The 6255-nt window shown below is 68.4% G+C and carries 5 protein-coding genes; 1 reads left to right on the top strand and 4 read right to left on the bottom strand.

The features are described 5' to 3' along the window. The first annotated feature begins 473 nt into the window (after positions 1–473). Complete coding sequence (locus tag EA796_RS15615; protein ID WP_122109257.1) at positions 474–1571, top strand: GlxA family transcriptional regulator; 1098 nt, start codon at positions 474–476, stop codon at positions 1569–1571. 203 nt (positions 1572–1774) lie between these two features. On the opposite strand, the gene EA796_RS15610 is transcribed toward EA796_RS15615, so the two are convergent. The 4 genes from EA796_RS15610 to dgcB all read right to left on the bottom strand — a co-directional run bounded on the left by EA796_RS15610 (position 1775) and on the right by dgcB (position 6125). Next, positions 1775–2032, bottom strand: coding sequence for a hypothetical protein (locus EA796_RS15610; protein WP_021444237.1), 258 nt, complete (start codon positions 2030–2032; stop codon positions 1775–1777). Positions 2033–2057: 25 nt separating this feature from the next. After that, complete coding sequence (locus EA796_RS15605; protein ID WP_122109256.1) at positions 2058–2831, bottom strand: electron transfer flavoprotein subunit beta; 774 nt, start codon at positions 2829–2831, stop codon at positions 2058–2060. Positions 2832–2893: 62 nt separating this feature from the next. After that, positions 2894–4126, bottom strand: a complete 1233-nt coding sequence (locus EA796_RS15600; RefSeq protein WP_122109255.1) for an electron transfer flavoprotein subunit alpha/FixB family protein — start codon at positions 4124–4126, stop codon at positions 2894–2896. Positions 4127–4163: 37 nt separating this feature from the next. Continuing rightward, complete coding sequence (gene dgcB / locus EA796_RS15595) at positions 4164–6125, bottom strand: dimethylglycine demethylation protein DgcB (RefSeq protein ID WP_122109254.1); 1962 nt, start codon at positions 6123–6125, stop codon at positions 4164–4166. Positions 6126–6255: the final 130 nt, after the last annotated feature.

The raw sequence follows: 6255 nt of genomic DNA, 5'->3' as shown, positions 1-6255 counted from the left end.
ATGCACGACAAGTACAAGGAAACCTCGCGTGGCGGCCTGGCGGTCAGCGCCATCGAATGCTGAACCGTGCTGGTGCGCCGGCCAGGGGTTGGCGAGTCGCGGTGCCGGCTTTTGGTGCGAACGGTAATTGCGGAAATGGCTGAAAAGTGACCTACTGGTCTCTGCTGTTACCGCCTGGCCGTTACACCGGCCAGGGCCTGGCGTAGCGCTCGCCACGCAGAGTGCTACCGAAATGCTCAAGGCCCCGTGCCAAGGGGCCTGCGAGCCTGTTCAGGAGGTTCGTCGACAGCCTGGAAAAGCCCGCCGGATGCGCCCTGCATCGACGGCGATATTTTTATTGAACGCTCAATCAATTTAGGCATGCTCTTTGCCTAAGCATGGATAGCTGACTGGTTCCTACGACCAGCGTCATAACAACAATGGAAGCTCGCTCAGTCGGGCTTCTCACCGTGCTTAGCGTGAGGGTTTCATCGATGTCGCAGTTCGCCCCAGGGGCCCAGCCCCAGAACCGTGTCGCCCAGTCCATCGGCTTCCTGCTGCTGGACAACTTCACCCTGATCTCCCTCGCCTCGGCAGTGGAACCCCTGCGCATGGCCAACCAGCTGTCCGGCAAGGAGCTGTACCGCTGGCACACCCTGACCCACGACGGCCAGCCGGTCAGCGCCAGCGACGGCCTGAAGATCACCCCGGACGCGGCGCTGGACAACGCGCCGGCGCTGGACGCGGTGATCGTCTGCGGCGGCATCGACATCCAGCACAGCGTCAGGCGCGAGCACATCTGCTGGCTGCAGAAGCAGGCGCGCCAGGGCCGCCAGCTCGGCGCGGTGTGCACCGGCAGCTGGGCGCTGGCCAAGGCCGGTCTGCTCGACGGCTATGACTGCAGCGTGCACTGGGAATGCCTGGCCTCGATGCAGGAAGCCTTCCCCCGCGCCGCCATCACCACCCGCCTGTTCTCCATCGACCGCAACCGCAATACCTCGTCCGGCGGCACCGCGCCGATGGACATGATGCTGCACCTGATCGGCCAGCAGCATGGCCGCGAACTGGCGGCTGGCATCTCCGAGATGTTCATCTACGAGCGCATCCGCAACGAGCAGGATCACCAGCGCGTGCCGCTCAAGCACATGCTCGGCAGCAACCAGCCCAAGCTGCAGGAAATCGTCGCGCTGATGGAGGCCAACCTGGAGGAGCCCATCGACCTCGACGAACTGGCCTGCTTCGTCGACATCTCGCGGCGTCAGCTCGAGCGCCTGTTCCAGAAGTACCTGCACTGCTCGCCGTCGCGCTATTACCTCAAGCTGCGCCTGATCCGTGCGCGCCAGCTGCTCAAGCAGACCAGCATGTCGATCATCGAGGTGGCCTCGGTGTGCGGCTTCGTCTCCACCCCGCACTTCTCCAAGTGTTACCGCGAATACTTCGGCATTCCGCCGCGCGACGAGCGTGCCGGCCAGCAGGGCGCCAACCTGGTGATGCTGCTGCCGATCCCCGAGCAGCAGGGCAATTCCAGCGCCGGGCTGGCGCTCAACCGCGCCCAGGGCGAGTCGACCTTCGCCAGCGTGCGCCTGCTGTAAGACGGTGCGGCAAGGTCAACGGGGCGCCAGTGGCGCCCCGTTTTATTTGGCGTCGCGGCTAAAGCCGTCTGCGCCGGGTGTAGGGTGGGCTTTAGCCCACCACTCTGTGGCCCTCTGGCTTCACCGTCACCCTTGTGGATTTTGGTTGACCCCATCCACATATGCCTTGGTGGGCTGAAGCCCACCCTACGGCGCGGGATCGATCAAGCCGAAGCCGGCTTCGGCACCAGCGCCGGCAGCAGATGGCGGCTGATCGCCTCGCGCACGTTGGGCAGCAGGGTGGCGCTGCCGCCGAGCAGCTCCTCCACCAGGCGGCGCAGGGCCACGGCGCGTTCCGGGCTGAGGCCGCTGACGGCCAGCTCGCAGGCCTGCTCGGCGCTGGCGCCGGCGGGAATGCTCAGGCCCAGGGCCACCAGGCGTTCGCGGAAGTCTTCCTGGTCGATCAGGTCGGCATGCATCATGGTCGTGGCTCCTGGGCTTGGGGCGTCAACGTAGGACGCCTTCCTCGATAAGTAGTTTGAAGATAGCCTCGGCGCCGTCCTGCGGCGAGACATCCTTGAGCACCTGGCCGCCACCGCCGCTGGCCTTGGCGGTGGCCGCCTTCATCCGCTCGGCGCCGCTCTTGGCCTTGATCACCTTGAGCCGCTTCGGGCGCGGCTTGGCCGGCAGCAGGCTGGCTTCGGCCAGCAGCGGGTCGTCCACCACCGCGACTTCATGGGCTTCGATCAGGCCGCGCCGGGCCGGGCCGAAGGCGCTCTGCCGGGCCACCGGGGCGGCGTTGTCGACGCTGGCGACGCAGGGCAGGCGCACCTTGAGCCGGCGCCGCTGGCCGCGTGGCAGGGCTTGCAGCACCTGGGCCACGCCGTTCTCGACCTTTTCCACCTCGGCCAGGCCGACCAGCATCGGCCAGCCCAGGCGCTCGGCCAGGAGGAATGGCAGCATGCCCGAGCCCTCGCCGGTTTCCGCCTGGCTGCCGGTGAGTACCAGCTGCACGCGGCTGCCCTGCAGGTAATCCACCAGCAGCGGCAGGGCGTCGGCGCCGTCGGGCTGCTCGAGCACGTCGAGCTGCTCCAGGCCCATGCCCAGGTAGCCGCGTAGCGCCTCGGCCTGCGGGTCGCCGGCATGCAGCAGCTGCAGCTGCTGCCCGGCCAGGCGCAGGCCCAGTTCCACCGCGCGGGAATCCTGTTCGGCGCGGCGCGGGCGACCGGAGGTCGGGTGGGCGCCGAGCGAGACCAGGGCGACGATATTCAGATCAGTCATGTTGTCCCCGTAGCCCGGATGCAATCCGGGAAAGATGGTGGTGACCCCGGATGTCATCCGGGCTACGCCGCATCACGTTTGCCTTCCTGACGCCAGGCGGCGACCCGCTCGAGCAGCGCCTTGAGAATCGCCGCCGAATCGCCGATCACCGACAGGTCGGCGCGCTTGATCATGTCGCAGCCGGGGTCCAGGTTCACCGCCACCACCTTGTCGCAGGCGCCGATGCCCTGCAGGTGCTGGATGGCCCCGGAGATGCCCACGGCCATATAGACCCGCGCGGTGACCCAGGTGCCGGTGGCGCCGACCTGGCGGTTGCGCGGCATAAAGCCGTCGTCCACCGCCACCCGCGAGGCGCCTTCGGTGGCGCCGAGGGCGACGGCGGCCTGGTGGAACAGCTCCCAGTCCTTCACCCCGTTGCCGCCGGAGAGGATGAACTCGGCCTCGGCCATGGGGATCTGCGCCGGGTCCACGGCCACCGGGCCGAGGTCCTGCAGGCGCGTCAGGCTGTGTGCGACCGGCGCGGCCAGTTCCACCGGGCGCGCCTCGTGACGGGTCTCGCTGACCGGTTCGGCGCACTCGGCGGCGGCCAGGATCAGCCGCGGCAGGGCGCGTTGGATGTCCTGCTGGCCGGCGCCGGCGCGGCCGATGCACTGCTCGTTCGCCACCTGCCAGACGCGGGTGGCCGGGCGCTCGCCGAGCTTGGCGGCCAGGCGCCGGCCCAGTTCGCCGCCGCCGGTGCGGCTGTCCGGCAGCAGCCAGTGGCGCGGGGCGAACTGGCCGTCCACTGCGCTCAGCGCCAGCACCCGGGCTTCCGGGGCGTAACCGTCGAAGGTCTCGCCTGCGATGCGCAGCAGCCGGTCGACGCCGGCGCTGTCGAAGGCGCTTTCCTTGTCCTCGCCGAACAGCACGGCGAGCACCGCACCGCTATCGCCGGCCAGTTGCCGGGCCAGGCCGAGCAGGTCCTTGTCGTGGCTGGACAGGCGGCCGCCGACCATGTCCGGCACCACGGCGATGATATGGCTCGGCTGCTCGACCAGGTGCAGCGGCAGCTGCACCGCGGCGCTGGCCGCGCCGCGCTTCTGCCCGCCGCCCTGCTGGGCGCCGGAGCGGTCGATGCGCTTGATCCCGGCCGGGCCGATAAAGCCGGCGGCGATGGCATGGGGGTTCTTGCGCATCAGGCCGTTGGGGCCCATCCAGCTGGTCTGGTTCTGGCTCTGCATGGCCGCATGCAGCGGGTGCAGGCGGTTGCGCGCGATCCATTCGGCGCGCGGGTCGCGGCGGATTATGTCGCTCATGCCTGGGCCTCCTGGATGCACTGGGATTGTCGTTTCATCACTGCACCTCCGCCAGTTCACGCCTGGCTGCCGGCTTTTTTGCCGCCACCTCGGTGGGCTCGATCAGCACCTCGGCGACCAGTTCGGCGATGTCCTTGATTTCCGGACGCGGGGCGACCACGCCTTCGAGCATCGCGGTGCACTGCGGGCAGCCGACGGCCACCAGTTCGGCGCCGGTCTCCTTGATGTCGACCATGCGCATGTCGGGGATGCGCTGCTTGCCGGGGATGTCGGTGATCGGCGCGCCGCCGCCGCCGCCGCAGCAGCGCGAACGGAAGCCGGAGCGTTCCATCTCCTTCACCTCGATACCGATGGCCTTGAGCACGGCGCGCGGCGCCTCGTACTCGCCGTTGTAGCGGCCCAGGTAGCAGGGGTCGTGATAGGTCACGCTGCTGGCCTTGCTCTGGCCGAGGTTGAGCGAACCCTTGCGCACCAGCTCGTCGATAAAGGTGCTGTGGTGCAGCACCTGGTAATGGCCGCCGAGGGCGCCGTATTCGTTCTTCAGCACATGGAAGCTGTGCGGGTCGCAGCTGACGATGCGCTTGAAGCGGTACTTGCTCAGGGTGGCGATATTGCGCTTGGCCAGGCTCTGGAAGGTCGCCTCGTCGCCCAGACGACGGGCCACGTCGCCGCTGTCGCGTTCCTCCAGGCCGAGCACGGCGAAGTCGACGTCGGCGGCCTTGAGCACCTTGACGAAGGCGCGCAGGGTGCGCTGATTGCGCATATCGAAGGCGCCGTCGCCGACCCAGAACAGCACGTCGGTTTCGCCCTTGTCGGCAAGCAGCGGCAGGTTGAGGTCGGCCGCCCAGTTCAGCCGGCCGCCGGGGGCGAAACCGCCGGGGTTGTCGGTGGCGATCAGGTTGTCCAGCACCTCGGCGCCCTTGTTCGGCGTGGCGCCCTTCTCGAGCGTGAGATGACGGCGCATATCGACGATGGCATCGACGTGCTCGATCATCATCGGGCATTCCTCGACGCAGGCGCGGCAGGTGGTGCAGGACCACAGGGTCTCGGCATCGACCAGCGCCTTGCCGTTGAGGTCGACGATGGGTTGGTGCGGGCCGCCGCTGTGCTCGCCGAGCGGAATGCCCGGGTAGGGGCTGCCGGCGAACTGGGCGTCGTTGCCACCGGCCAGGCCGATGACCATGTCCTGGATCAGCTTCTTCGGGTTCAGCGGCTGGCCGGCGGCGAAGGCCGGGCAGGCCGCCTCGCACTTGCCGCATTGCACGCAGGCATCGAAGCCGAGCAGCTGGTTCCAGGTGAAATCGGTGGGTTTTTCCACCCCCAGCGGCGCCTTGGGGTCGTCCAGATCCAGCGCCTTGAGGCCGGTGGAACGGCCGCCGCCGAAGCGTTCGGCGCGGCGGTGCCAGGCCAGGTGCAGGGCACCGGCGAAGGCGTGCTTCATCGGCCCGCCCCAGGTCATGCCGAAGAACAGCTCGGACACGCCCCAGGCCACGCCGACGGCCAGCACGGCGGCCAGAATCCAGCCGCCGAAATTCTCGGGCAGAATCCCGGCGACCGGCAGGGTGGCGATAAAGAAGCTCGCCGCGAACATCAGCAGGCTCTTCGGCAGGCGCATCCAGGGGCCCTTCGACAGCCGGCTCGGCGGGTTGCGCCGGCGCTTGGCGACGAACAGGGCGCCGACGAACATCAGCACCGTGGCCGCCAGCAGGGCGAAACCGAGGATGCGGTTATGCAGGCCGAAACCGTGCACGAGGATCGCCAGCACGGCGGCCAGGACGAAGCCGCCGGCGGTGGCGACATGGGTCTTGGACATGTACTTGTCGCGCTCGACCACATGGTGCAGGTCCACCAGGTAGCGGCGCGGCATCTTCAGCAGGCCACCGATCCAGTCGACCTGGGCCGGTCGGCCGCGGCGCCACATGAAGAAGCGCTTGCCGGCACCGAGCACGGCCAGGCCGAGGGCGGCGAACAGCAGGATGGGCAGTAGGGTGTTCAACATCTCGTGGTCTCCTTCGCGGGACCGGAAAACAATGCGACCTGTAGGTTGGCGCTGAGCTGGCAAAGCCCAACGGGGAGCGCGTAGCGCTCCCCGTGTTCGGTCAATGCCGCAGGCCGGTTCTGCGAACCGG

The sequence above is a fragment of the Pseudomonas sp. AOB-7 genome, assembly GCF_003696305.1.
Lineage (GTDB): Bacteria > Pseudomonadota > Gammaproteobacteria > Pseudomonadales > Pseudomonadaceae > Aquipseudomonas.
This window is presented reverse-complemented; position numbering and strand designations above follow the sequence as displayed.

Excerpts from the sequence above, each read along its gene's own strand:
- EA796_RS15615 (WP_122109257.1), top strand. The coding sequence starts at position 474 with ATGTCGCAGTTCGCCCCAGGGGCCCAGCCCCAGAACCGTGTCGCCCAG.
- EA796_RS15610 (WP_021444237.1), bottom strand. The coding sequence starts at position 2,032 with ATGATGCATGCCGACCTGATCGACCAGGAAGACTTCCGCGAACGCCTG.
- EA796_RS15605 (WP_122109256.1), bottom strand. The coding sequence starts at position 2,831 with ATGACTGATCTGAATATCGTCGCCCTGGTCTCGCTCGGCGCCCACCCG.
- EA796_RS15600 (WP_122109255.1), bottom strand. The coding sequence starts at position 4,126 with ATGAGCGACATAATCCGCCGCGACCCGCGCGCCGAATGGATCGCGCGC.
- dgcB (WP_122109254.1), bottom strand. The coding sequence starts at position 6,125 with ATGTTGAACACCCTACTGCCCATCCTGCTGTTCGCCGCCCTCGGCCTG.